We start from the raw sequence: 23,820 nt of genomic DNA on the forward strand, positions 1-23,820 counted from the left end.
TCCAGCAGCATCCAGCGAGACCACAAAGCCGGATACAATACAGGAGGGCCATGAAATGCAAGCGATCGACGACTCACTCATTCTGATCCCCAGTGGGACCTATCAGATGGGCAGCCCGGAAAGCGAGCGCCAGCGCGGTACAGATGAAACGCAGCATGAGGTTTCCATCAGCGCATTTTATGTCGATCCATATGAGGTCAAACAGAAGGATTATCAGGAAGTCATGGGGGAGAACCCCAGCGTATTTCGCGGCGATGCTCTGCCGGTGGAAAATGTGACATGGTTTGACGCTGTCCATTACTGCAACAGGCTCAGCGAGAGCCGCGGACTGACGCCGGTCTATACCGTCGATGGGAACACAGTTACGTGGAACCGAAACGCCAACGGTTACCGACTGCTGACCGAGGCGGAATGGGAATATGTCTGCCGGGCTGGGACAACAACCATCTACAATTTCGGCGATCAGGTACACAGCGACTACGCTAACTTTGAGGGCAGCTACCCGTACCTGATCGAAGAAAATTATGTTTCCCACACCAATCCTGAGGTGGTGACCAGCCGCAATCGTGGAGAGACGATCCCGGTCACGGAACTGCCTCCCAACACCTTTGGGCTCTACAACACCCACGGCAATGTGGCGGAATGGTGCTTTGATTATTATGGAGAATACGATTTAAGCAGTACCATCGATCCGTCAGGCGCGGCTAGCGGTTCCCTGCGCGTCAACCGGGGCGGCAGCTATAACGATTTTGGCAAGCATCTGCGCAGTGCGTACCGCAGTGCGACCAATCCCATTGACGCCGATCAGAACCTTGGTTTTCGCATCTGCCGCAACGCAGAGGCGGGGAATGAGATGGTCGTAACAACCAATTCCTTGGATATTTCCACCCCGGAAAATCCTAAAATTCTGGTAGCATACTTCTCCTATTCCGGCAACACGGAAAATGGAGCTGAGATTATCGCAGAAAAAACCGGCGCGGATTTGTTTGAGATCACGATGGCCAATCCATATCGCGGCAACATCTATGATGTTTCCCAGCGCGACCTGATGCAGGGCGTGCATCCAGCGCTGTCCTCTCATGTACAGAACATGGAGCAGTATGACATCGTTCTGCTCGGTTATCCCACCTGGTGGGCAACCGTGCCGATGCCGGTCTACTCCTTCCTTGAGGAGTACGATTTCAGCGGCAAAACGGTCATCACCTTTAGCTCCCACGGCGGCACCATGTTCGGCGACAGCGTTTCTGATGTGTCCAAAGCCATCCCAGGAGCATATGTGGGCTGTGGTTTTGAATTCAATTATTCCGGCGGCAGCGGACTTTCGGATCGCATTTCCGAATGGTTGAGCCAAAGCGGGATTAGAGAGCGATAGGCCATGAAAAGACGCGTTAAAATTGTTGTTGATGTCCTGATGCTGGCGCTGTTCCTGTACCTGATGTACTATCATCCGGGAATGGGGCTGTTGCTTCACGCGCTCATTGGGATTGGTACGTTTTTGCTGTTTATCGCGCATCATCTGCTGAATATGAATTGGTATAAAACACTATTTCGCGGCAGATGGGGCGCGAGGCGGATTCTGCTGACGTGCTCAGATACCCTGCTATTTCTTGCCATGCTTTTGATGATGCTCAGCTCCTTTATGATCTCCGGGCTGGTGTTCGATGTATCCTTTTTGCCGGTGCGGTTTTTTTGGCGTGATATCCATGTTTTCTCTTGCGCATGGGGCTTTCTGCTGATGGCATTTCACCTTGGGTTGCATTTGCACGGAGCACTCAAAAATATCGAACGGAAGCTGAAGAGGACGGCTTTTGAGTACGTAGGCTGGCTGTTGGAACTGCTGATCTTTCTTTTTGGAGTCTATGCCTTTTGGAAAAACGGACTGGCATACGATATGCTGATCATCCCGCAAAGCAATGTCCCGCCCTCAGGGCCGCTTTTCTATACAGAATATATCAGCGTCATCATGTCGGTCTGTCTTCTGACCCATGGCATATTATCTGCGATGGACAGAGACATGGTAAAACGAAAACGCGGCGTTTAGCCGCAGAAGGAGCGTATGATGATAAAACAAACTGCTGGCAGGAATGCCCTTGGAGAATTTGCACCTATGTTCGCCCATTTGAACGACGATGTGTTGTTCGGAGAGGTCTGGAACGAGAAAGCAATCTCTGTCAAAATGAAGTGTATCGTCACAGTCGTTTCCCTGATGGCGTCAGGCATCACAGATTCTTCTTTGCAATATCACCTGGAAAACGCGAAAAAAAACGGCGTAACAAAGGAAGAAATTGCCGCAATCATAACCCATGCCACCATGTATGTGGGCTGGCCGAAGGGCTGGGCGGTATTCCGTATGGCGAAAGAGGTATGGAGCGAAGAATCGGCTGCTGGTGATGAAAAGTCGGCTTATGAAAGTACACTGTTTTTCCCCATAGGAGCGCCTAACGACGCTTTTGCACAGTATTTTATTGGACAGAGCTACCTTGCTCCGCTTTCCACCGAACAGGTCGGGATATTCAACGTCACCTTCGAGCCGGGCTGCCGCAACAACTGGCATACCCATCACGCCAAGTCCGGCGGCGGGCAGATTCTCCTCTGCATCGGTGGATGCGGATGGTATCAAGAGGCGGGCAAAGAGGCGCGAAAGTTGCAGCCTGGAGACGTGGTGAACATTCCGGTTGGCGTCAAACATTGGCACGGAGCCACAGCCGATAGCTGGTTCTCCCATCTGGCCGTCGAAGTTCCTGGTGAGGACAGTTTCAATGAATGGCTGGAGGCTGTGTCCGATGAAGAATATCGCAAATTAAATGATAAGTAGAAGATGAAAACATACATACGGGCGATGCTGTGATGTGGGTTCAAAACAGAAAGGAGAGTTGGTGTGGGGTGATCTACTCTACGATGTATTTATCGCCGGTAGGCGCCATCAAATTGGCGTCTGATGGAAGCAATCTCATCGGTCTTTGGATTGAAGGCCAAAAATATCATGGCGATACCATATTGGAAAACATGGTGGAAAAAGAGGATATCCCTGTATTTGATCGGATAAAGGACTGGTTAGATCGTTACTTTGCTGGGGAGAAGCCTGCTATTTCCGGGTTGCCATTGGCTCCAATCGGCGGGGAGTTCCGTCAAGGTGTATGGGAAATTCTTTGCCAAATTCCGTATGGGCAGGTCATCACCTACGGCGATATTGCTCAAAAAATGGCGGAAAAAATGAATAGATCGAGCATGTCCAGCCAAGCCGTAGGCGGAGCAGTTGGACACAATCCAATTTCTATTATCATACCGTGCCATCGGGTCGTTGGTGCGAACGGTAGCCTGACCGGGTATGCAGCTGGTATCAACACAAAAATAAAATTGCTGGAATTAGAAGGTGTCGAGATGTCGTCCTTGTTTGTGCCGAAAAAAGGAACGGCACTTTAAGGCGGTGTCTGCATCGAAAACCTGACGGCAAAAAGCGCCTCCACAGTGTGGAGGCGCTTTTTGTATGTCAAAACGGCATTTGGCGAAACTGATTGGGAGATATTCCCACCCGCTCTTTAAAGCGCACAATAAAATTGGAAGCACTGGAAAACCCAACTTTTCCCGCGATATTGCTGATCGATTCCTGAGTCACCTTCAGAAGCTGTTTGGCCAGGTTGAGGCGCTCATTCATCACATATTCATAGGGGGACAAGCCGGTATGGATTTTAAACTGTCTGGTGAAATGGGAGCTGCTCATATTGACTGCTTGCGCTATGTCAGCCACAGTGATCGGCAGGGACAGATTGTTCCGGATAAATTGGGTGGCCTTGCTGATAAAATTATCTGACAGATCGGTAGATCCCATAATAGAAGCAGAGTCCAACAGGCGGCACAAAATCTGATAGATGGCGGTGGAGAAGAACGATTCCGGAATTGGCCCGCCGCGTTCCAGCAGCAGAAGCAGATGGTCGAGTGCATCGGTAAAAAATTCGGGCTGTTGGCTTGTAATCACGGGAGATTGGGCTTGCTGGATCGTTTCCCAGAAAGTGAGACTCTGCGCGCCGTCAAAGTGCATCCATTTGATTTTGAGCGACGAATCCGTGTAGTATTCGTGAGGTTTGTAGCAGTTGAGCAATACTACATCATCTTTGCACGCGGTGTACACATTATTTCCCTGTTTGACCTTACATTCCCCATCCAGTACGCACATTAATAGGATGCTATTGTAGCTTTTACGCTTGACATAATAACCTTCGGCACACTGGTAGGAACCGGCACAGAGCAGATAATATAGAATCTGCTTAGCCAGGGGAGAAGGGGTTAAAAAATAATAATTGGAAGGGGGAAGTACGCCGGGCTCATTGCACAACATAAAGTATTCCTCCTGGAAAAGAGCGAAAATTTTGTCTAGTTTTATTATACCGTGCGAGGAACGAATTTCCAATCCCCTTTGAACGCTTTCCAACGATAAAAGGTCGGAAAATGAAATAAATTGATCGGATTTCGTAATGAAAAAAATAACAGATGTGATACAATAGGAGTGATGGATAAATTAGGCAAAAATATATACAAAATAATGTAAGTTTTGTATATATTGCGGAGTGCATAAGAGAAAAAGGAGGAGAAACATGAAAAAAGGATTCTTTCGGAAGGTGATCTGCTTCGTTTTGGCATGCCAACTGATGGCGGGCGGAAGTCTGGTTGCGTTCGCAGAAGGCCAGGTATTTCCGGGTCCCCCAACACTGAACGCGGAAACAGTGCTAAACGGGGAGGAGGAGCCGGAGCTGCCGGATAAACAGGGGGGCGGGGAAGAAACGCCTGCGCCTCCGGAAAACTCGGAGCCGGATGAGGAAGCGAATCCCGCTGAAGGAGAGAAACAAGAGGAAGCCCCTTTGTTTTTAAGTGCGGAAGGTTTTCGGAGTGAGATTGACATTGCACTGGGGGAAAAGACCTATGCCAGCTCCTGCTGGAGTGGGGCAGGCGACAGTTTGGTAGTGGATGGAGCCACCGGTGCAAACAAGCATTGGTGCCCAAACGGCGGCGGCGACCAGTGGGTGGCTGTGGACTTCGGCACCCTGCGCCAGTTTGACCGTGTGGTAATCACATTCAACTACGCCTCCCGCGTACAGAGTTTCCAATTGGAGAAATACAACTGGGAGCAGGAGGAGTGGGAATCCTTCTATGAGTCTACCGAGGCGCTCACTGGGGGGGATGACGTACAGGTCACCGCCGAAGTGGATAATCTGGCGGCGAGCAAAATCCGCCTGCGTTTTGGTGAGGATACCAGCTACCCGTGCGTATCCGAGATTGAGGTTTACAACGACGATCCGCTCGTCGATGGAGCTTCGATTGAGATCACGACCGGGGAGGGGGTTCCGCCCACCATGCCGCAGCAGATCAACATCGATCAAGCTGACGGCGGCCGGGTGCTCGTTCCAATTGAATGGGAAGAAGTGGACCAGTATCAGTATGAGAACCCCGGAACCTATGTCGTCTCCGGTACTTATGAACCGGAGAATATCACGGTTACAGCCGACATCGAGGTGGTTGAGGGCCGCGGCATCGCGGAAAGCCCCACTCCATATATGGGATGGAACCACTGGTATGCCGACTATATGGACGTCACCCAAGAAAAGGTCGATGTTCAAGTGGACAAGCTGCTTGAGCTCGGTCTCGATCAGGCGGGATATGACATTGTTTGGATCGACGACGGCGGCTGGGGAAGACCTGGAAGTGAATATGCCGCAGATACCGAGCGGGAATACCGGGATGAGAGCGGAAATATCGTCTTCAACGACCGGTTCCACAAGGATATGGGGCAATACATACAGTCGATTCACGACAAAGGACTAAAATTCGGCATCTATACCGACACCGGCCCCTGGGGCTGCGGCAGTATCTTTGGCAGCGGCGGCCCAAATTGGTTTGAAAACTACCGCAAGGATGTGGCGCTGTACGAAAGCTGGGGTGTGGACGCCATCAAGCTCGACCACTGCGGGGGACACAACGGCCTGCTGAACAACTATCAGGTGTATGCGGGCTTTTATCAGGCCATGTTGGCGGAAGACCCGGATGCAAATATGCTGCTCAACGTCTGCGAGTGGGGAGAAGAGGACCCGGCAAGCTGGGCTTATAAAATCGCGGCTTCCTGGCGCACCGGCGGCGATATGGTATATGGAAATGCGGTATCGATGAGCCGTGTATTCGATCAGTTCGACGTCAACATTTCGCCCAGTGCCAATCGCGTGGGCGCCTACAACGATCCGGATTATCTGATCATCGGCGATTATGGGCTGAACGACGACCAGGAACGAACCTACTTTACCCTGTGGGCAATGTCCGCGGGCCCGCTGATTCTTTCCGGTGATCTGACCAACCTGACCGAACACAACCTCGCGACGATCACAAACAAAGATATGATCGCGATCAACCAGGACCCCCTGGTCAAACAGCCGGTTCTCATCCGCGAGGATGTCAAGGGCTTGCAGGTTTATGCTAAGGAGCTGGAGCCCACCGAGCCGGGCAAGGCGCGCTATGCAATTATGTTGCTCAATCGCGGCAATGAAGAGGCCGGAATCGGTTTTGACTGGAGCGACGTCGGCCTTGCCCACGTGACTTCTGCCCACAATGTGTGGGAGGGGAAGGACGAAGTTATCGCCGGAACCCGATACAGTGCAAGTGTGGCGAAAGAGGGAACGGTGGTGTTGATCGCTGAAGGCGACCCTGTAGAACGCGGCAATACCCGCCGTGAGAACAACTATGCGCGCAGTGGGATTGCTCAATCCAACAGCAGCTGGAGCAGCAGTAACCGGGCGCTGGTTGCAATTGACGGCAACACCGCGTCCTATTGGAGCGGCCGCTTCGCGGACGCGGACGACGCGTACTGGATTCAGGTAGATTTGGGCGCAGAAAAGACGTTTGACGAGATCAATCTGATCCAGGGAACCTATTATCAACGGCCAAAAGCGTCCCGACTGGAGTATCAGGACAGCAATGGGGACTGGATTACCATCGCGGAAATCGGCGCGATGAAAGATGGGGACAACATATTCTCCTTTGAGCCGGTCACCGCGCGGGCGGTGCGCTGGTATGTGTCTGAAAGCACGGAAGAAAAGGGCGACGGGAGCATCCGGGAAGAGCCGCCGACCTTGTGTGAATTCCAAATTTTTGACAGCAACAACCGGCTGAATGAAAATTATGAGAATCTTACCGATGTGTTGGTTGTGGACAATCTCGCGCTGGCAGCAAGCGCCGCCGCATCCTCCTATTATGGAGCAGGGTACGACGCTGCAAAAATAAACGACGGAGATTTAGGTACCCGTTGGAACCTGGCCGAGAAGGGGAATGAGGAAGAACGCTATGTCCAGCTTGATTTTCCGTCTGCGGTCAGGGCAAATAACATCCAGATCCATTTTGGAGAATGGTATCAGAGAATTGTGAAGGCCACTGTCAAGTACGACGATGGAACAGGATGGAAGGATCTGGCGGTTATTTCCGATGCTCCTCAGAATGACGAATTGGAGGCGGAGAGCCTAGTAACGATTCGACATGATGGGTTTGACGTTGTAAAGCTGAAAATAGCCTTTGATGAGATCAAAAATTATTTCAACGGAACCGATCCGAGCTTGTATGAGATTGAGGTGCGCAATTATCCGGTTATTGCGATCAAGCCGGTATCTGCGACAACCGTGGCTGGCGTTGCACCGGTGTTGCCCAGCAGTGTGACGACGGTCCGGGGCGACAAGGTAGAAAAAGTTGCTGCGGTTGTCTGGGATACGATCCCGGCGGAAGCCTATGCGCAGGCGGGCACCTTTACTGTAGAGGGCGCCGTTGCCGGCACCGACCTGAAAGCAACCGCCACCGTGACGGTAACGGGCGGCAGCACGGAAGTGATCCCCATCACCTCCATCCGGTTTGTGAAGGACAATGAGACGGTGGAAGTTGGCAAGAGCGTCAAACTGGAAGTGATTGTGGAGCCCGCAAACCATACGGAACAGGTTTTCTTTGAGACCTGCTGTCCGAAGCTGGCCAAGGTGGACGAGTTTGGTAACGTGACCGGCGAGTGTCCGGGAGCGACTGCGACCATCACAGCGAAGAACGCCGACGGCACCGTCTTCGACGAATGTACCGTCAAGGTGACTTATTCGAGCGACACTGTGATGTTGATTGAGCAGCCGGTGCAGGAGAGCGCCAACGGTTATGGCCAGATGCTTTTCAACGGCAAAAATGCCGGCGGCACCTCGATCACCTTGTGGAACGGGGAAAAAGCGATCGATTACGGCCGCGGCATCGGGATGCACGCCTTTGCATCGGGCGATGCGAAAGGGCCCGCCCGCGTGGTCTACGATATTTCGGAATTCAGCGGATATAACGTGTTCCGCGCAACTGCAGGTGTGGACTACTACTCCGACAGCGGTGCGGGCGGGACCAGAGGTACTTGTGAATTTAAGGTTCTGCTGGACGGCAAGGAGGCCTACAGCAGCGGTGTCCTCGGTTCGGTCGATCCCGCGGTTCAGATTGCGGTGCTGATCCCTGAGGGGACCAGGACAATCGCGTTGGTCGCCGCTGACGGCGGCGACGGCATCAACTGCGACTGGGCGGACTGGGTCGATCCGAGGCTGGAAAGTGACCCTGAAGCTCCGCATGAGTTTGTTTCTTTCTCCGCCAAAGCGGATAAGGGAACCCTTCATAAGGGCGAAACGGCCGCGATTACCGCCTCGGGTATCCGCCTGGACGGCACGCCGGTCGATGGAATCACTGGATACTGCACCTATGCCAGCAGCGACGAAGCAGTTGTGACGGTGGATGGAGCTGGTGTTATTACGGCGGTCGGCAAAGGCAGCGCGGTTATCACCGTGACAGCCGAAGTGGACGGTACCGTCAAAACCGCCAAGATCGCGGTGACGGTTTTGCCGGACCGGGAGGATTGCTGGGTTGTATCGTCCCCTTCAGGCAATATCGAGCTGTTGCTGCTGCAAACTGTGGACGGCGGTCTCGAATATATGGCCCTGTCCGACGGCAAGCTGGTCGTTGAACCCTCCCCGTTGGGATTGACCACCAGCATTGGTGAATATACCGATGGACTGATTTACCAAAACCGCAGCGATGTGGAGATCGACGAGACCTATCCCATGATCTCCGGCAAGAAGGCGGAATATCGCAACCACGCGAATGAGGCGACCTTTACCTTCACTAAGGAAGGGATTGAAGATGCGCTGAAGGTGATTGCGCGCGCCTACGACGACGGCGTCGCTTTCCGTTACGCCATCGACGGCGACAAAGAGTTCACGATCTCCTCCGAGGCGTCCGGTTTCCGCGTGCCGGCAGCGTCTGAAACGACGATGCTCGCCTACGGCGGGTTGGGACACTGTTACGAGGATATGTTTGCCAACGGAACGATTGAGGCTACCGCAGGCAAGACCTACAACATGCCATTCTTGTACCGCACAGCAGAAGGGGAATGGGCTCTGCTCACCGAGGCGGCGCTCTCCACCGAATACTGCGGTTCCGTCCTCAAGGGGAGCGACGGACGGCTAATGAAGGTGGAATTTGCCCCCACGCAGGGCGGCAATGCAGTTGTGACAAAGGCGCCCTGGGTCTCCCCGTGGAGAACCGCCATCATCGGCGGACCCAAGGAGATCGTGGAAAACACCATGCCGGAGAATCTGAGCCCGTCTTGTGCGATCGAGGACACCTCCTGGATCAAACCGGCCACCACGGCCTGGACCTGGTATGTCTCGCCCGGATATGGGCCGCAGTCCGACCCCGAGCTCATCAAACAGTATATCGATGTGGCGGCCGAGCTCGGCTGGAAGTATTTCCTGATGGACGAAGGCTGGCAGGGGAAATATGGAACGGTCGATGACAGCTGGCACAAATGGGTCGGTATTCCCGACTGGCTGGACGAAGTGGTCGCCTACGGCCGAGAAAAGGGTGTCGGCATCATGGCTTGGGTTCATTCGGGCGACATCGACACCCCGAAGGAGCAGGAGTTCATCAAGGAGCTCCACGACCACGGCGTCGTCGGCATGAAGATCGATTTCTTCGATTCCGAATCTCAGACCACGATGAAGCTGTACGATACGCTTTACCGCATCTGTGCAGAAAATGAAATGATGTTGGATATCCACGGCGCGAACAAGCCGACCGGTGAAGTCCGCACCTGGCCCAATCTGCTCACCCGCGAGGGAATCCGTGCGCAGGAGTTTAACGATGTCCGTGCGGCGATTGACACGATGTATGTCTTTACACGGACTGCCATCGGTCCGGCGGATTACAACCCCTGTATCGATCTGCTGCAGGGCGGCGATGTGACTGCGGGACACAAGGTGGCCCTCAATATCCTGTATGAAACGGGGCTTCCCTGCCCATCCGACAAGGTGGAGACCTACAAGCGTTTGCCGGTCTACACGCTGGTGAAGAACATGCCCGCGCGCTGGGACGACACCGTATTCCTGAGCGGCGCGCCCGGGGAATCCGCCGCGCTTGCCCGCCGCAACGGCGAGGACTGGTATGTGGCTGCGATCTGCACCGATGCGCAGGATGCGATTGTTCCGCTCGACTTTTTGGGCGACGGCGAATACAACGCTTATATCTACATGGACGGTTCCTCCCGCTGGGATATCGACCTCAAGATTCAAAAGGTGACAGCGGCAGATGTGCTCACTGTACCGATGAGTCAAAACGGCGGTTGCACCATCAAGATTGTCAAGGACGACCTGGTATTGCCCGAGGCGCTCTCACTGAGCGAAGATAGGATCAATCTGGTTAACGGTGCTTCCACACAGCTCGAGGCGGTCTTTACGCCCGAAGATGCGCAATATCTGACCAACGTGGAGTGGAGCTCCTCCAACGATGAGGTTGTCAGTGTTGAAAACGGCGTGCTCACAGCACACAAACTCGGCACAGCCGTGATCACGGCAAAGGCTTCCATCCCGATGGAAGGTTACGAGCCTTTGACCGCTTTCTGCGTCGTAGATGTGGTGCGAGCGGATTACATCCTGGCGTCTCCCTGGACACGCCAGAGGCCGGAATCCCGGTTCCGGATCAATTCGGAGTATTCCGTGACCACCTACCCCTGCAACGGCCAGATCGACACAGACGGCAACGCGGCGAAGAACTTTTTATCCTTCCAGCCGGAGGATGAGGACTTCACGTTGGTTGTGAAGTGCGACTTTGCGCCGGAGAGCTCGTACCAGACGGCGGGCATCACTGTCCACGCGAGCGATAACAAATATGTCGGCATTCTGCGCCGCTTCCACAGCAACTTTGGCGGCAACATTTTTGAAGCAATCAAGGTGGACGGCGACTACAATGAGCCCCATATCTCCGATCCGAACCCCAATCAACCGGTATTTTTGAGGATGGAGAAGGTGGGGGATGCCTTCAAGAGCTATTACAGCACCGACAGCGAGCATTGGATTCTGGTTGGAGAAAACACCTTGTCGCTCTCAGAGGGAGAACGCTGGACAGTCGCGGTTTCCGCGTTCGCAGGCACACTGGCTCCGGACAGCGATATCCCCGCGACATTTGCGAACTTTACCTACAATGGCGTTGCGATGCCGTTTGCGAGAAAAGATGATGCGACGGCGCAGGTGATCGGTGTAATTCCGTCTGAAAATTGCAAGGTGGAGCTCGGCACGTCTGCGGAAGAACTGATCCTGCCGCAGGTAGTCGGTGTGACGCTTGACAACGGCGAAGTTACCGACCTGGCGGTGAAATGGAGCCCGGACGGCTACGAACCCAATCGAGATGGAATCTGCATCCTGAGCGGCGAGCTGATCCTGAGCGACGGCCTGCTCAATGATGCGGGGCTGAAGGTCTCGGTACGGGTTATTGTCGGTGATCCGAAACCGGCAGAAAAAGCGATGCTCGAGGCGCTCATCGAGGCAATCGACGGCAAATATGACGAATTCAGATATACCGCTGAGAGTTGGGCGCCTTTCATGCAGGCATTGGAGGCGGCCAAACGGGTGGCTGCGGACGATGCGGCGCTGCAAAGCGAAGTTTACGCGGCATTCAACGCGCTGGTTCTGGCGCGCGACAGGCTGATTTATGCGGTGGACGACAGCCTGCTGAAGCTGGCAGTCGAGTTGGCGGAACGTGCGTTAGAGAATACAGGTCTGAGTGAAACTTCCAAGAAAGCCTTGGCTGAACAGGTCGAGGCCGCAAAGGAATTGCTGGGCTCCGCCCAAAAGACGCAGGCTGAGGTCAATGAGATGTACGCTGCGGTGATGAAGGCGATCACCCAACTGGCCAAGGTGGATAAACTGCTTTTGGCCGACCTGGCTGCAGAGGGCGATCAGCTGCACCGGGAGAAATACACCACCGCAAGCTGGAATGCCTTCACCGCTGCATTGATGGCTGCACGGCAGGTGCTGGAGGACGATGCGGCAAGCGAGGCCCAAGTGCAGGAAGCGCATCGGATGCTCACCGACGCGATGACCGCACTGCAGCTTCTGGGTGACAAATCGGCGCTGCAAAACGCGATGGATCTGGCCAAGGTTCTGATGGAAAGCGGCAGATATGACCAGGAGAGCCTGACAGAGCTGGCCGCATTGATGGATCAGGCGCAGGCGATTCTGGATCGGGAGGAGGCCACACAGGAAGAAATTGGAGCAATGGGCGAAGCGCTGACGCGTGCAATGGCGAAGGTGCGCCTGATCCAGTTGGTCAAAGAATCGGGTCAGCTCACGGCGTCCAACTACACCTCGGCGAGCTGGAGCCGCATGACCGCGGCGCGGCAAGCGGCTTTGTCCGCGCTGAGTGATGAAAACGCCGGCGCAGATGCCCTCAATCGTCAATTTTCCTTGCTGCAAAAAGCGGTGGACGGTTTGCGGGAGCGCTCAGCTTCGAGCGGCGGTTCTTCCCACGCGGTCTCCACAAGCGGAGGCGACTATTGGTCGGTTATCCAGGAGAAAATTGCATCGGCGGCAGACGGCGACACCATCCAGGCAAAATTGGAGGATGGGGAGATGATGCCGGCAGCTGGGATCGACCTTCTGAACGACAGGAATATCAATCTGAAGCTGGAAATCGGCGGTAAAGATTACATCCTGAGCGGAACTGCTCTCAAGGGTTACGACGCGGCTGCGGTTTATTACACCGCTCAGCAGTTGATCGCGATGGCAGGCGAGAAGCGGGCCCCTGACACGGAAGCAGTATCCGGCAATCCAGAAACGGGCGGCGAGGCCGCATTGACGGTTGCACCGGAGATGCCCTCCAACGGCGCTGTTGCTGCGGAATCAGAGCTTGAGACAGTTTCCCCTGCGGACGCTGGACAGCCAGCGGCTGCAACGGCGGCAGGCTCCCTGGTTGTTGGAATTCTGCTTATCGCAGCGCTGGGTGCGCTTTGGGTTTTCAAAAGAAAAGAAAAATAATATAAAAGGAGTGTCCCGCCATATGGTGGGGCACTCCGCTCTTTTTAAAGGAAAACGACCGCTCCAGCACAATGCGGAAGCGGTCGGATTTTTTTATGTGGATTTGAATCAGTCCAGGGCGGAGAGGCCGCGCTGGATATCCGCCAGGATGTCGTCGATGTGCTCCAGACCTACAGATAGGCGGATCATGCCGGGGGTAATACCTGCGCCGACCAGTTGCTCATCGGTGAGCTGACGGTGGGTCGAGCTGGCGGGATGCAGCACACAGGTGCGAATGTCCGCCACATGTACCACAATGGAAGCGAGCTCCAGTGCGTCCATGAATTTGATAGCGCGTTCCCGCCCTCCTTTGATCGAAAAGGAGATGACGCCGGAAGCGCCCCGCGGCAGATATTTCTGGGCCAATGCCCGGTAGGGATTTCCGTCCAGGGTGGGGTAGTTGACAAATTCAATCTTGTCGGATTTGGCCAGAAAGTGGGCGACTGCATCCGCATTGGCACAGTGCCGTTCCATGCGCACCGACAGAGTCTCGAGGCCGAGGTTGAGCAGGAATGCGTCCTGTGCAGAAGGGTAGGCCCCGAAATCGCGCATCAACTGGACACGGGCCTTGGTTATGTAGGCGGCTTTACCGAATTGCTTGGTGTAGACGATCCCGTGGTAGGAGGCATCCGGCTCACACAGGCCAGGGAATTTGCCGTTGGTCCAATCAAAGTTGCCGCTATCTACAATGACACCGCCCACCTGTATCGCATGGCCATCCATATATTTGGTGGTGGAGTGGATCACGATATCTGCGCCGAACTCGATCGGGCGGCAGAGAACTGGGGTGGCAAAGGTGTTGTCTATGATGAGGGGCACGCCGTTGCGGTGAGCGAGCCGGGCAAACTTTTCGATGTCCAGCACCGCGATGGCAGGGTTGGCGATCGTCTCGCCGAACACCGCTTTGGTGTTGGGACGAAACGCTTTTTGCAAATCCTCTTCGTCAGCGTCCGCATCTACAAAGGTGCATTCGATGCCGAGACGCTTGAGCGTGACGGCGAACAGGTTTACCGTACCGCCGTAGATGGTGGAAGCGGTGATGAAATGATCTCCGGCATTGACAATGTTGAGCAGCGAAATCAGGCTGGCGGCCTGTCCAGAGGTGGTGCAAAGGGCCCCCACACCGCCTTCCAGCGCCGCAATTTTCTGTTCCACCGCAGCAACGGTGGGGTTGGAGATGCGAGAATACATATGGCCGTCGGCGGTCAGATCGAACAGCTTGCCGACATGCTCGGTGGAATCATACTTGTAGGTTGTGCTTTGATAGATGGGCAGGACGCGTGTTTCGCCGTTGCCGGGCTCATAGCCCGCGTGCAGGCATTGTGTTTCAATTTTCATAGTAACCTCCATTTTAGTGGTTGCCGCAAAGCGGCTAAAATTCAATTTTATGATGTTCCGACGCATATTCATCGGTTTCGGTCGGCATTCCTTTGCGCCTTAAACGGTTGTCGATATATTCGCTGATTAAGGTATAGATCACCGCAAACAGCGGCACACCGATGAACATTCCCCAGACGCCGAGCAGGCTGCTGAACACCACAATCGCAAAGATCACCCAAAAAGCGGAGATACCTGTGGTTTCCCCCAAAATTTTGGGGCCCAGGATGTTGCCATCGAACTGTTGCAGTAGAAAGATGAAAATCAGAAATCCAATGGTCTTGATCGGGTCTGTCAACAGAATGAGCAAAGCGCCTGGAATCGCGCCGAAGATCGGACCGAAGTACGGGATGACGTTTGTGACGCCCACGATGACGCTGATGAGCATCGCATTGGGCATTCGGAAGATCGACATCCCGATAAAACAAAGGATTCCGATGATGAGGGAATCGAGCAGCTTGCCGTTGATAAAACCGCTGAAGGTAATATGGCTTTTGTGCGCGATGTACACCGAGCGCTCCACCGCCGGGGCGGGTAGAAAAGCATATAAAGCCTTTTTGAGCTGAGCAAAAAACTTTTCCTTGCCCATCAGGAGGTAGACAGAAATGATGATGCCCAGGATGATGTTAAACACCCCATCAGCAAACTGTTTGGTGGTGTTAAGCAGAACGGGAAGGGCATCTTTGATGAGATTATAGCCTCTCTCCAGCAGATCATCGAAACTTTGCAGAACGCTCTGCAGCATCCGCTGGATATTGGCGTCGTCAATCCCCCAGGACTCCACGGCGATGAAGATTTCACTGATCCAGGTTTCGGCTGTCTTGAGGTATTCGGGGAATTTTGAGATGATCCCAGATAGACTGGCGCCGATCTCCGGGATGACAATTGAGAAAAACACCGATAAGAACAGGATCGCAACCAGATAGGTGAGCAGGATTGCAACAGCGCGGCGCAGTTTCGGCTTTAGTTTATCCCGGAATAGCCGGGGCAGCAGCCATTTGTCGAACATGCGCAGGATTGGGTTGAGGATGTAAGCGATGATAAATCCGTAGACAAAGGGGGTGAGCAGGGTCAGCACCCGGGTGGTGTAGGCGCTGAAACCGTTGAAGTTCTGGATAATCGTAAAAAACAGGATGGCCGCTACAATCACCAGAAATGCATAGACGGCGATGGTGGTGTATCTTCTATTCCACTGAATCTTCAACCCGTCACCTCCCACTTGGCTCGCGTTCTATTTTTACCATTATAAAGCAAGTATTTTGGAAAAACCAGTTTTTATTCAGCGAGATCCAGCCATTCGTCGGTATAGCTGGAAATTTTCGCTTTTAACTCTTCCAGTTCAGTACATTTTTCGGCCATCTTCTGATAGTCGCTGAAAACATCCTCCTGGGTCATTTCCTGTTCCAATTCTGAAACGCGCTGTTCACCCTGCGCAATGAGCTCCTCAAGCTGCTTGATGCGCTGTTTACGCTGTAATTCCAAATTCTTTTGCTCACGGCTACGGTAGCCGCCCGCAGACGGCTTTGGCGGAGCTTTAACAGATTCCGCCTGCATCTGCTGGCGCTCCCGTTCTGTCTGCTCCAAATAATCGTCAAACCGGCCGGGATAGACCTTGACCCCTCCCTCGGTAAATTCCACGATTTTATCCGGCAGCTTATTGAGCATATAGCGGTCGTGCGACACCATAATGAGCGTTCCTGTGAAATCCAGCAGCGCCTGCTCGAGAATCTCCTTGGAGGCGAGGTCCAGGTGATTGGTTGGCTCGTCGAGAATCAGCGTGTTCGCATGTTGAAGCATGAGAATAGCGAAGCTGAGTTTGGCGCGCTCGCCGCCGCTGAGCACCGAAACCTTTTTGTAGACCTCTTCGCCAGTAATCAGCACCGAGCCGAGCACGCTCCGGATGCTGTGCTCAGGCATACGGGGGTAGCGATCCCACAGCTCGTCGAGGACGGTTTTGTCGTTATGCAGCCCATGATTCTCCTGCTCATAGTAGCCCAACGAAACGTTTTTACCCCATTCCACGCTGCCGGTGGGGTAGGGGATCAACCCTTGAATCGCCTTTAAAAAGGTGGATTTACCGATACCGTTCGCCCCGATGATTGCGATTTTTTCACCCCGAAACATGTGAAGGTCAATTCCTTTACAGAGAACCCTGCGATTTTCCCGCTCACCTACCGCGAGGGAAAGACCGCATACATCCAGCACATCCTTGACCGGCTCGCGCTCATAGGAAAAGGTGAGCTTCGCCGTCTTGATCTCGCCTTCCGGGCGCTCAAGCACCTCCATGCGTTCCAACGCGGCCAGGCGGCTTTTGGCCATCTGTGCAGTGGTGGCGCGCACAATGTTGCGCGCCACATAGTCCTGCATCGAAGCGATCTGTTTTTGCTGCTGGTCGTACTCCTTTTGATAGCGCGCTTTGGCTTCGGCCTTAAGGTGAACAAATTTTGTGTAATTCCCTTTGTAGGTGGTGAGCCGGTTGTGCTCCACCTCCCAGATGGATGTGACCAGTCGGTCGAGGAAGTAGCGGTCGTGCGACACCACTAATAGCGCGCCCTTATAGCTGGTGAGATATTCCTCCAGCCACATCAAGGTTTTAAAATCCAGATGGTTGGTCGGTTCGTCCAACACCAAAAGCTGCGGCGCCTCAAGCAACAGCTTAGCCATGGCCAAGCGGGTCTTTTCTCCACCGGACAGGGTGTTGATGACGGTGTCGCAGGGTTTGTCAGCAAAACCCATGCCGTTGAGAATGGTCTTGATCTTGACATCGACCAGGTAGCCGTCCTGCGCCTCAAACCACTCCGACTGGGTGGCGTAGCGGCGAGTCAGTTCATCGAATCGCTGCGGGTTCTGCATGGCGTCAGTCTGTGCGAGCTCCGTCTCCAGCGTGCGCAGCTCCTCCTGCACCCGCAGCAGCGGTGCAAACACCGACTGCATCTCTGTCCAGATGGTATTTTCGGTGTCCAGGCCGCTGTTCTGCCGCAGAAAACCGATGGTCGCCTGCGCGGAGACGAAAATATCGCCTGTGTCGGGCAGCTCGCGCGAGGTGAGCAGGTTGAGCAGGGTGGACTTGCCCGCACCGTTGACGCCGACCAGGCCGATGCGATCGCTATCCTCTATTTTAAGATCGGTTTCCTTCAAAACCAGGTTGGAACCGTAGCTTTTGCTGATTCCCACAGCGGATAATATCATTCTTTGATTCTCCCAAACTGTAAAAATTCGTTATTTTTTATTTTAACATAGTGCCTGCATCGGGGCAACTATTTTCGGCATTTCCTGCCGGAATCTTTCAAAAGGTCGGGCGTATTCAACAGGGGAGGAGAGGGCTTTTCGGTTATTTTTACCGTTCGATTGGAAAAAAACTGTTGACAAATGGAGGCTTGAGGGGTATCATTTAAAAAAGTCAGTTTTGAGGAAAGGAGAACATCCTCCATGGCAAACGCTTTGAACAATGCAAACCGTTATTTTTACTTTTTTAGCCTGAGCTTTTTCTTTAGCGCGGGTTATTTTTGCTGTTCAAAAAATGTGTTGCCAAATGGTGTTCGATAATTCTGGAACCGGAATTGAGAATGACAACGACTGATCGGTCGGTGCTTTTGGTGACAAAGGCACCGGCCTTTTTCTGCGTCCCAAAGGAAATTGCTGCAGGATTTCCGGACAGAATGCAGAATCAATAAAAAATCAGAAAACTTCACGATATGGGAAAGGGTTGTTTCAGAAATGGTAGTCATCTTAAAGCAGAAGGCCAAAAAGGAAGAGGTCGTCAATCTGATCGATTGGATCAAGAAGCAGGGGCTGGATGTTCATGTGGTGGAAGGCGCCAGCAAGACCATCCTGGGCCTGATCGGCGACACCTCCAAGGTGGATGAGGATGCGGTGCGCGCCAACGACATCGTCGAAAATGTGCGGCGCATCTCCGAGCCGTTCAAGGCGGCAAACCGTAAGTTCCATCCGGATGACACGGTGGTGGAGGTGTGCGGCCGCAAAATCGGCGGCGGCAATTTCCAGGTGATTGCGGGCCCCTGCTCGGTGGAAAGCAAGGAGCAGATCAAGGAGGTCGCGCGCGATGTGCAGGCTTCCGGCGCGGGGCTGCTGCGCGGCGGCGCGTACAAACCCCGCACCTCTCCCTATGCGTTCCAGGGGCTGCGCGCCGAGGGAATCGAGTTCCTGCTGGACGCGAAGAAAGAGACTGGTATGCCGATCGTCACCGAGATTATGAGCGCGGCTCACATCGAGCTGTTCCGCGATGTGGATATCATCCAGGTGGGCGCGCGCAATATGCAGAATTTCGAGCTGCTCAAGGCGCTGGGAACCCTCAATAAGCCGATCCTGCTCAAACGGGGGCTCGCCAACACCATTGAAGAATTCCTGATGAGCGCCGAATACATCATGGCGGGCGGTAATGAGAACATCATCCTCTGCGAGCGCGGCATCCGTACCTTTGAAACCGCGACCCGAAACACGTTGGATATTTCCGCGATCCCGCTGCTCAAACAGCTCTCCCACCTGCCGGTGGTGGTCGATCCCAGCCACGCGGCGGGGCTGACTTCGCTGGTGGAACCCCTCTCCAAGGCGGCGATCGCAGCCGGTGCGGACGGCCTGATTATCGAGGTGCACAACGACCCGAAGCACGCGCTTTCCGACGGTGCGCAGTCCCTCACCCCCCAGCAGTTCGGTGAAGTGATGGATTCGGTCAAGCGCATGGTGGAATTCGAGGGCAAGCATTTTTAAAAGTTTCGCAGAACAATCACGGTTTGCTAACACGAAAGGGGTAGGATAAATATGAACATCGGTGTGGTCGGCCTGGGGCTGATCGGCGGTTCCCTCTGCAAGGCGATCAAGGCGTATACCCATCACAGCGTCTGGGGGGAGGACCGGGACGAGGCCGTGCTCTCCTCCGCGCTCGAATTTGGCGCCATCGACGGGCGGCTGGACGGCCGCGCTCTCGCAGGCTGTGACTTGGTCCTTTCGGCGCTCTATCCCGCGGATACCATCGCCTATGTTCGCACCCATCTCGATCTCTTTCGGCCGGGCTGTATCCTCCTGGATGTCTGCGGCGTCAAAGGGGTGGTGTGCCGGGGAATCCGCGAGGTGATCGCCGGCCGCGACCTCGTCTTTATCGGAGGGCACCCCATGGCGGGCCGCGAATTCAGCGGCTTTGCCGTCTCCGATCAGGACCTGTTTCAAGGCGCGAGTATGATCCTCACGCCGGATGCCGACCTCGACCGCGACGTGCTGCGCAGGGTGTCCGATTTCATCCTGTCGCTGGGCTTTGGCAGGGTCATCAACACCACGCCGGAATTCCACGATCGGATGATCGCTTACACCTCGCAGCTTCCGCATGTGATCGCGAGCTCCTATGTCAAAAGCCCCAACTGCCGATTTCAATTGGGTTTCACCGGGGGCAGCTTTGAGGATATGTCCCGCGTGGCGAAGCTCAACGAGGGGATGTGGACCGAGCTGTTTCTGGACAATCCCGATCATCTGGTGGAGGAGATCGACACCCTTGTAGAGAATCTGAAGGAGATTCGCAATGCGATCGACCAGCGGGATGCTGAACGGCTGCGCGCCCTGCTGGCGCAGGGCCGGGTCATCAAGGAGAGCCTCAACAACGATAACGATAAGGACAGGTGAGCAGAGTGAAACAGGTGACGGTAAAAACCAGCAAGACCTATGAAGTATGGGTGGGGAATGGTCTTTTGGACAGCGCCGGGGAGCGGATTCGCGCCCTGTCGTCCGCCCAAAGGGTCGCGGTGGTGTCGGACGACACGGTTGCGGCCCTCTATGCCGGCCGGCTGTTGGATTCGCTGCATCGGGCGGGCTTTGACGACTGTTCCCTCTTCACGTTCCCTCACGGGGAAGCGTCCAAGACGCTGGCTACTGCGGCCAAGCTCTATGAGTTTTTTGCCGGCCATCAGATCACCCGCGGCGATTGGATCATCGCCCTGGGGGGCGGCGTGGTGGGGGATGTGACCGGGTTTGCGGCTTCCACCTTCCTGCGCGGGGTGCGGTATGTGCAGATCCCCACAACCCTGCTGGCCCAGGTGGATTCCTCGGTGGGCGGCAAGACCGCTGTGGACCTGGAGTGCGGCAAAAACCTGGTGGGCACCTTTTATCAGCCCAGCCTGGTGCTCTGCGACATCCAACTGCTGGATACCCTTCCCCGGGAAATATTTTGCGACGGCGCGGCGGAGGTCATCAAATACGGCGCGATCCGCGACCGGGAGCTGTTCGAGATGACCGCATCGCCCGATTATCGGAAGCATCTGGAGGAGATCATCCACCGCTGTGTTTCGATCAAGCGCGACATCGTACAGAACGACGAGTTCGACACCGGGGAGAGGATGCTGCTCAACTTCGGCCACACGCTCGCCCATGCCATCGAGACCCAAAGCGGATATACAATCCCGCATGGCCGCGCGGTCGCCATCGGTATGGTGGCGATCACAAAGGCGGCAGCGGCAGCGGGGATCGTTCCGCAAGGGATCGCTGAGGAGCTCGAACGTGCCTGTTGGATGTTCGACCTGCCGACCAGCACCGACTTTGACCCGTCCGGACTGGCCCAGATCTGTCTTGGAGATAAAAAACGGAACCAGAATCAAATCAATGTGATCCTGCCCGAACAGATCGGCCGAGCTGTGATCCATCCGATGCCCGTGGAAGCATTTCAAAAATTTATTTGTGAGGGATGCAGATGATCGCTGCAATTCAACCGTCAAAGCTAACGGGGCGCTATACCGCCCCGCCTTCTAAAAGCGATTCCCACCGCGCCCTGATCGGCGCGGCGCTCGCCGATGGGTTCAGCCATGTCGCCCCTGTGGTGGCGTCCGCAGATGTGGAGGCCACCCGGTCTGCCCTCGAGATGCTGGAGGCTAAAATCCAGATTCAGGACAACCTCGCGCTGGTACAGGGGATTTCCCGCACCCCAGCCGGTCACATCCGCATTCATTGCAACGAATCGGGTTCGAGCCTGCGGTTTCTCATCCCCATCGCGGCGGCTTTTGGCATCGAGGTGGTGTTCACCGGCTCGGGCAAGCTGCCGCAGCGTCCGCTGGGGGTCTATCACGAGCTGTTCCCGGAAAAGGGAGTGCGCCTCAAACGCCTGGAGAGCGATGAGCTCCCGCTTAAGGTCACCGGCCAGCTCCATGCGGGGCGGTTCCTGTTGCCGGGAAACGTCAGTTCCCAGTTCATTACTGGTCTGATGTTCGCCCTGCCCCTTCTGGACGGGGACAGCGAGCTGGTGCTCACCTCGCCCCTCGAGTCCCGCCCCTATGTGGATATGACGATCTCCGCCCTCGCGCGGTTCGGCGTGGCGGTGGAAGAGACGGAACAGGGCTACCGGGTCGCCGGTAATCAGCGTTATACCCCCTGTACCTACCGTGTGGAAGGGGATTACTCCAATGCGGCTTTCTTTGCGGCTGCGGGGTTGCTCAGCGAACAGGGGGTTGTGATCGACGGCCTGGCAGGCGATTCCCGGCAAGGCGACCGGGAGATTATCGACCTGCTGTTGCGGTTCGGCGGCCGGGTGTCCGCCGAAGGGGGGGCGATCCGCATTTCGCGCGGAAAGCTCCGCGGCATCCAAATCGATGCATCCCAGATCCCAGATCTGGTGCCGATTCTGTCGGTGGTGGGGGCGTTCGCCGAAGGGGAAACCCGCATCTACAACGCCCATCGCCTCAAACTCAAGGAGAGCGACCGCCTGGTGAGTACCACCCAGGCGCTCCGTGCTCTGGGAGCCGACGCCTTTTGTGATGACGACAGCATCACGGTGCGTGGCGGCAAGGTGCTGCACAGCGGGGTGGTGTCCGCCTGCAACGACCATCGCATCGCGATGAGCGCGGCCATCGCAGCGCTATTCTGCGATGGCGAGGTGCTGATCGACGGCGCAGAAGCGGTCAACAAGTCTTATCCGCAATTTTATGACGACTATAACCGATTGGGGGGGAGCGCCAATGTCCGTATGGGGTAGAGGAACACTGAATTTGAGCATCTTTGGGGAATCACATGGGCCGGGAATCGGCGTGGTGATCGACGGCCTGCCCGCCGGGGAGGAGATCGACGTGGAGGAGCTGATGGCCTTTTGTGCCCGGCGTGCGCCCGGCCGATCCTCGACTGCGACCAAGCGCAAGGAACCGGACCGGCCGGAATTTCTGTCCGGTCTGCTGGACGGTAGAACCACCGGCGCGCCGCTTTGCGCGGTGATTAGAAACAGCGATACCCATTCGGGGGATTATGACAACCTGAGGACGACAGCCCGGCCCGGCCACGCCGATTACACCGCATGGCTGCGCTTTCAGGGTTATAACGACGTGCGCGGCAGTGGGCATTTTTCCGGCCGCCTGACCGCGCCTCTGGTGGTAGCGGGCGGCATTGCCAAACAGATTTTGCGGCGGCGCGGTGTTGAGGTCGGCGCGCACATCCTGTCGGTGCACAGCATCGTGGATCGCGCATTCGATCCGGTAGCTGTGACCGCACAGACCCTGCGGTCGGTCGGCGAGCAGACGTTTCCGGTGCTCGACAAGGATGCGGGCGAGAGGATGATTGGCGCGATCGAACAGGCCGCCGCCGAGCTCAATTCTCTCGGCGGCGTGGTGGAATGCTGTGCGGTGGGGTTCCCAGCCGGGGTGGGTACCCCGATGTTTGACGGCCTGGAAAACAGCCTGAGCTCCATCCTGTTCGGAATTCCAGCGGTGAAAGGGGTCGAGTTCGGAGCCGGTTTCGACGCGGCCGGGTTGACCGGAGCGGAGAACAACGACGAGTTTGAGCTGCAAGAGGGCAGAGTTGTCACCCGGACCAACCACCACGGCGGCATTTTGGGCGGCATCTCCAGCGGAATGCCGATCACCATGCGGGTGGCGTTCAAGCCGACGCCGTCCATCTCCCGGCCGCAGCAGACCGTCAATTTTCAGGAAGGCTGTGCATGCGAGCTGGTGGTGAAAGGCCGCCACGACCCTTGCGTGGTGCCTCGTGCGGTTCCCTGTGTAGAAGCGGCGGCAGCGTTTGCGCTTCTGTCCTACTTGGTGTAATATGATATCCCTTTACAGATAAAAACGGAGGAGTTTTT

The 23,820-nt window shown here is 55.3% G+C and carries 14 protein-coding genes; 10 read left to right on the forward strand and 4 right to left on the reverse strand.

The features are described 5' to 3' along the window. The first annotated feature begins 55 nt into the window (after positions 1-55). The 4 genes from H8711_RS08540 to H8711_RS08555 all read left to right on the forward strand — a co-directional run bounded on the left by H8711_RS08540 (position 56) and on the right by H8711_RS08555 (position 3,423). The gene (locus H8711_RS08540) at positions 56-1,372 is read left to right on the forward strand and encodes a flavodoxin (RefSeq protein WP_249283052.1); all 1,317 of its coding nucleotides are present in this window, start codon (positions 56-58) and stop codon (positions 1,370-1,372) included. Positions 1,373-1,375: 3 nt separating this feature from the next. Then, positions 1,376-2,041: a DUF4405 domain-containing protein gene (locus tag H8711_RS08545; protein ID WP_249283053.1), complete on the forward strand. Its 666-nt coding sequence runs from the start codon at positions 1,376-1,378 to the stop codon at positions 2,039-2,041. Positions 2,042-2,056: 15 nt separating this feature from the next. Then, positions 2,057-2,815 carry a carboxymuconolactone decarboxylase family protein gene (locus tag H8711_RS08550; protein WP_249283054.1) on the forward strand — a complete coding sequence of 253 codons (759 nt, stop codon included), beginning with the start codon at positions 2,057-2,059 and terminating at the stop codon, positions 2,813-2,815. Between the two features lie 68 nt (positions 2,816-2,883). Further along, entirely contained in the window at positions 2,884-3,423 is a 540-nt protein-coding gene (locus tag H8711_RS08555) for a methylated-DNA--[protein]-cysteine S-methyltransferase (protein WP_249283055.1), read from the forward strand. A 67-nt stretch (positions 3,424-3,490) separates the two neighbouring features. On the opposite strand, the gene H8711_RS08560 is transcribed toward H8711_RS08555, so the two are convergent. Continuing rightward, on the reverse strand, positions 3,491-4,336 hold the full coding sequence (locus tag H8711_RS08560; RefSeq protein ID WP_249283056.1) for an AraC family transcriptional regulator: 846 nt from the start codon (positions 4,334-4,336) through the stop codon (positions 3,491-3,493). Positions 4,337-4,592: 256 nt separating this feature from the next. Here H8711_RS08560 and H8711_RS08565 point away from each other — a divergent pair, with 256 nt between their 5' ends. Continuing rightward, entirely contained in the window at positions 4,593-13,343 is an 8,751-nt protein-coding gene (locus H8711_RS08565; protein WP_249283057.1) for a glycoside hydrolase family 97 N-terminal domain-containing protein, read from the forward strand. A gap of 108 nt (positions 13,344-13,451) precedes the next feature. On the opposite strand, the gene H8711_RS08570 is transcribed toward H8711_RS08565, so the two are convergent. From H8711_RS08570 to H8711_RS08580, 3 genes are all read right to left on the reverse strand, one after another. Further along, positions 13,452-14,720, reverse strand: coding sequence for an O-acetylhomoserine aminocarboxypropyltransferase/cysteine synthase family protein (locus tag H8711_RS08570; protein ID WP_249283058.1), 1,269 nt, complete (start codon positions 14,718-14,720; stop codon positions 13,452-13,454). Between the two features lie 34 nt (positions 14,721-14,754). Further along, positions 14,755-15,963 (reverse strand): AI-2E family transporter, encoded by a 1,209-nt coding sequence (locus H8711_RS08575; protein WP_249283059.1) that lies wholly within the window; start codon positions 15,961-15,963, stop codon positions 14,755-14,757. Positions 15,964-16,034: 71 nt separating this feature from the next. Beyond that, a complete protein-coding gene (locus H8711_RS08580; RefSeq protein ID WP_249283060.1) occupies positions 16,035-17,948 on the reverse strand; it encodes an ABC-F family ATP-binding cassette domain-containing protein in 1,914 nt (637 codons plus the stop codon). Between the two features lie 528 nt (positions 17,949-18,476). Here H8711_RS08580 and aroF point away from each other — a divergent pair. From aroF to aroC, 5 genes are read left to right on the forward strand one after another with little or no spacing between them, the layout of a single operon-like run. Beyond that, positions 18,477-19,487 carry a 3-deoxy-7-phosphoheptulonate synthase gene (gene aroF / locus H8711_RS08585; RefSeq protein ID WP_249283061.1) on the forward strand — a complete coding sequence of 337 codons (1,011 nt, stop codon included), beginning with the start codon at positions 18,477-18,479 and terminating at the stop codon, positions 19,485-19,487. 51 nt (positions 19,488-19,538) lie between these two features. Next, complete coding sequence (locus H8711_RS08590) at positions 19,539-20,390, forward strand: prephenate dehydrogenase (protein ID WP_249283062.1); 852 nt, start codon at positions 19,539-19,541, stop codon at positions 20,388-20,390. Next, positions 20,387-21,454 carry a 3-dehydroquinate synthase gene (aroB, locus tag H8711_RS08595; RefSeq protein ID WP_249283063.1) on the forward strand — a complete coding sequence of 356 codons (1,068 nt, stop codon included), beginning with the start codon at positions 20,387-20,389 and terminating at the stop codon, positions 21,452-21,454. Before H8711_RS08590 ends, aroB begins: the two co-directional genes overlap by 4 nt. After that, positions 21,451-22,725, forward strand: coding sequence for a 3-phosphoshikimate 1-carboxyvinyltransferase (aroA, locus tag H8711_RS08600; RefSeq protein WP_249283064.1), 1,275 nt, complete (start codon positions 21,451-21,453; stop codon positions 22,723-22,725). Before aroB ends, aroA begins: the two co-directional genes overlap by 4 nt. Continuing rightward, the gene (gene aroC / locus H8711_RS08605; protein ID WP_249283065.1) at positions 22,709-23,782 is read left to right on the forward strand and encodes a chorismate synthase; all 1,074 of its coding nucleotides are present in this window, start codon (positions 22,709-22,711) and stop codon (positions 23,780-23,782) included. Before aroA ends, aroC begins: the two co-directional genes overlap by 17 nt. Positions 23,783-23,820: the final 38 nt, after the last annotated feature.

It is taken from the genome of Ligaoa zhengdingensis (assembly GCF_014384885.1).
GTDB classification, from domain to species: Bacteria; Bacillota; Clostridia; order Oscillospirales; family Ruminococcaceae; genus Ligaoa; species Ligaoa zhengdingensis.

Bases quoted from the DNA above. Each gene is read 5' to 3' on its own strand.
- H8711_RS08540 (WP_249283052.1), top strand. From the start codon at position 56: ATGCAAGCGATCGACGACTCACTCATTCTGATCCCCAGTGGGACCTAT.
- H8711_RS08545 (WP_249283053.1), top strand. From the start codon at position 1,376: ATGAAAAGACGCGTTAAAATTGTTGTTGATGTCCTGATGCTGGCGCTG.
- H8711_RS08550 (WP_249283054.1), top strand. From the start codon at position 2,057: ATGATGATAAAACAAACTGCTGGCAGGAATGCCCTTGGAGAATTTGCA.
- H8711_RS08560 (WP_249283056.1), bottom strand. From the start codon at position 4,336: ATGTTGTGCAATGAGCCCGGCGTACTTCCCCCTTCCAATTATTATTTT.
- H8711_RS08565 (WP_249283057.1), top strand. From the start codon at position 4,593: ATGAAAAAAGGATTCTTTCGGAAGGTGATCTGCTTCGTTTTGGCATGC.
- H8711_RS08570 (WP_249283058.1), bottom strand. From the start codon at position 14,720: ATGAAAATTGAAACACAATGCCTGCACGCGGGCTATGAGCCCGGCAAC.
- H8711_RS08580 (WP_249283060.1), bottom strand. From the start codon at position 17,948: ATGATATTATCCGCTGTGGGAATCAGCAAAAGCTACGGTTCCAACCTG.
- aroF (WP_249283061.1), top strand. From the start codon at position 18,477: ATGGTAGTCATCTTAAAGCAGAAGGCCAAAAAGGAAGAGGTCGTCAAT.
- H8711_RS08590 (WP_249283062.1), top strand. From the start codon at position 19,539: ATGAACATCGGTGTGGTCGGCCTGGGGCTGATCGGCGGTTCCCTCTGC.
- aroA (WP_249283064.1), top strand. From the start codon at position 21,451: ATGATCGCTGCAATTCAACCGTCAAAGCTAACGGGGCGCTATACCGCC.
- aroC (WP_249283065.1), top strand. From the start codon at position 22,709: ATGTCCGTATGGGGTAGAGGAACACTGAATTTGAGCATCTTTGGGGAA.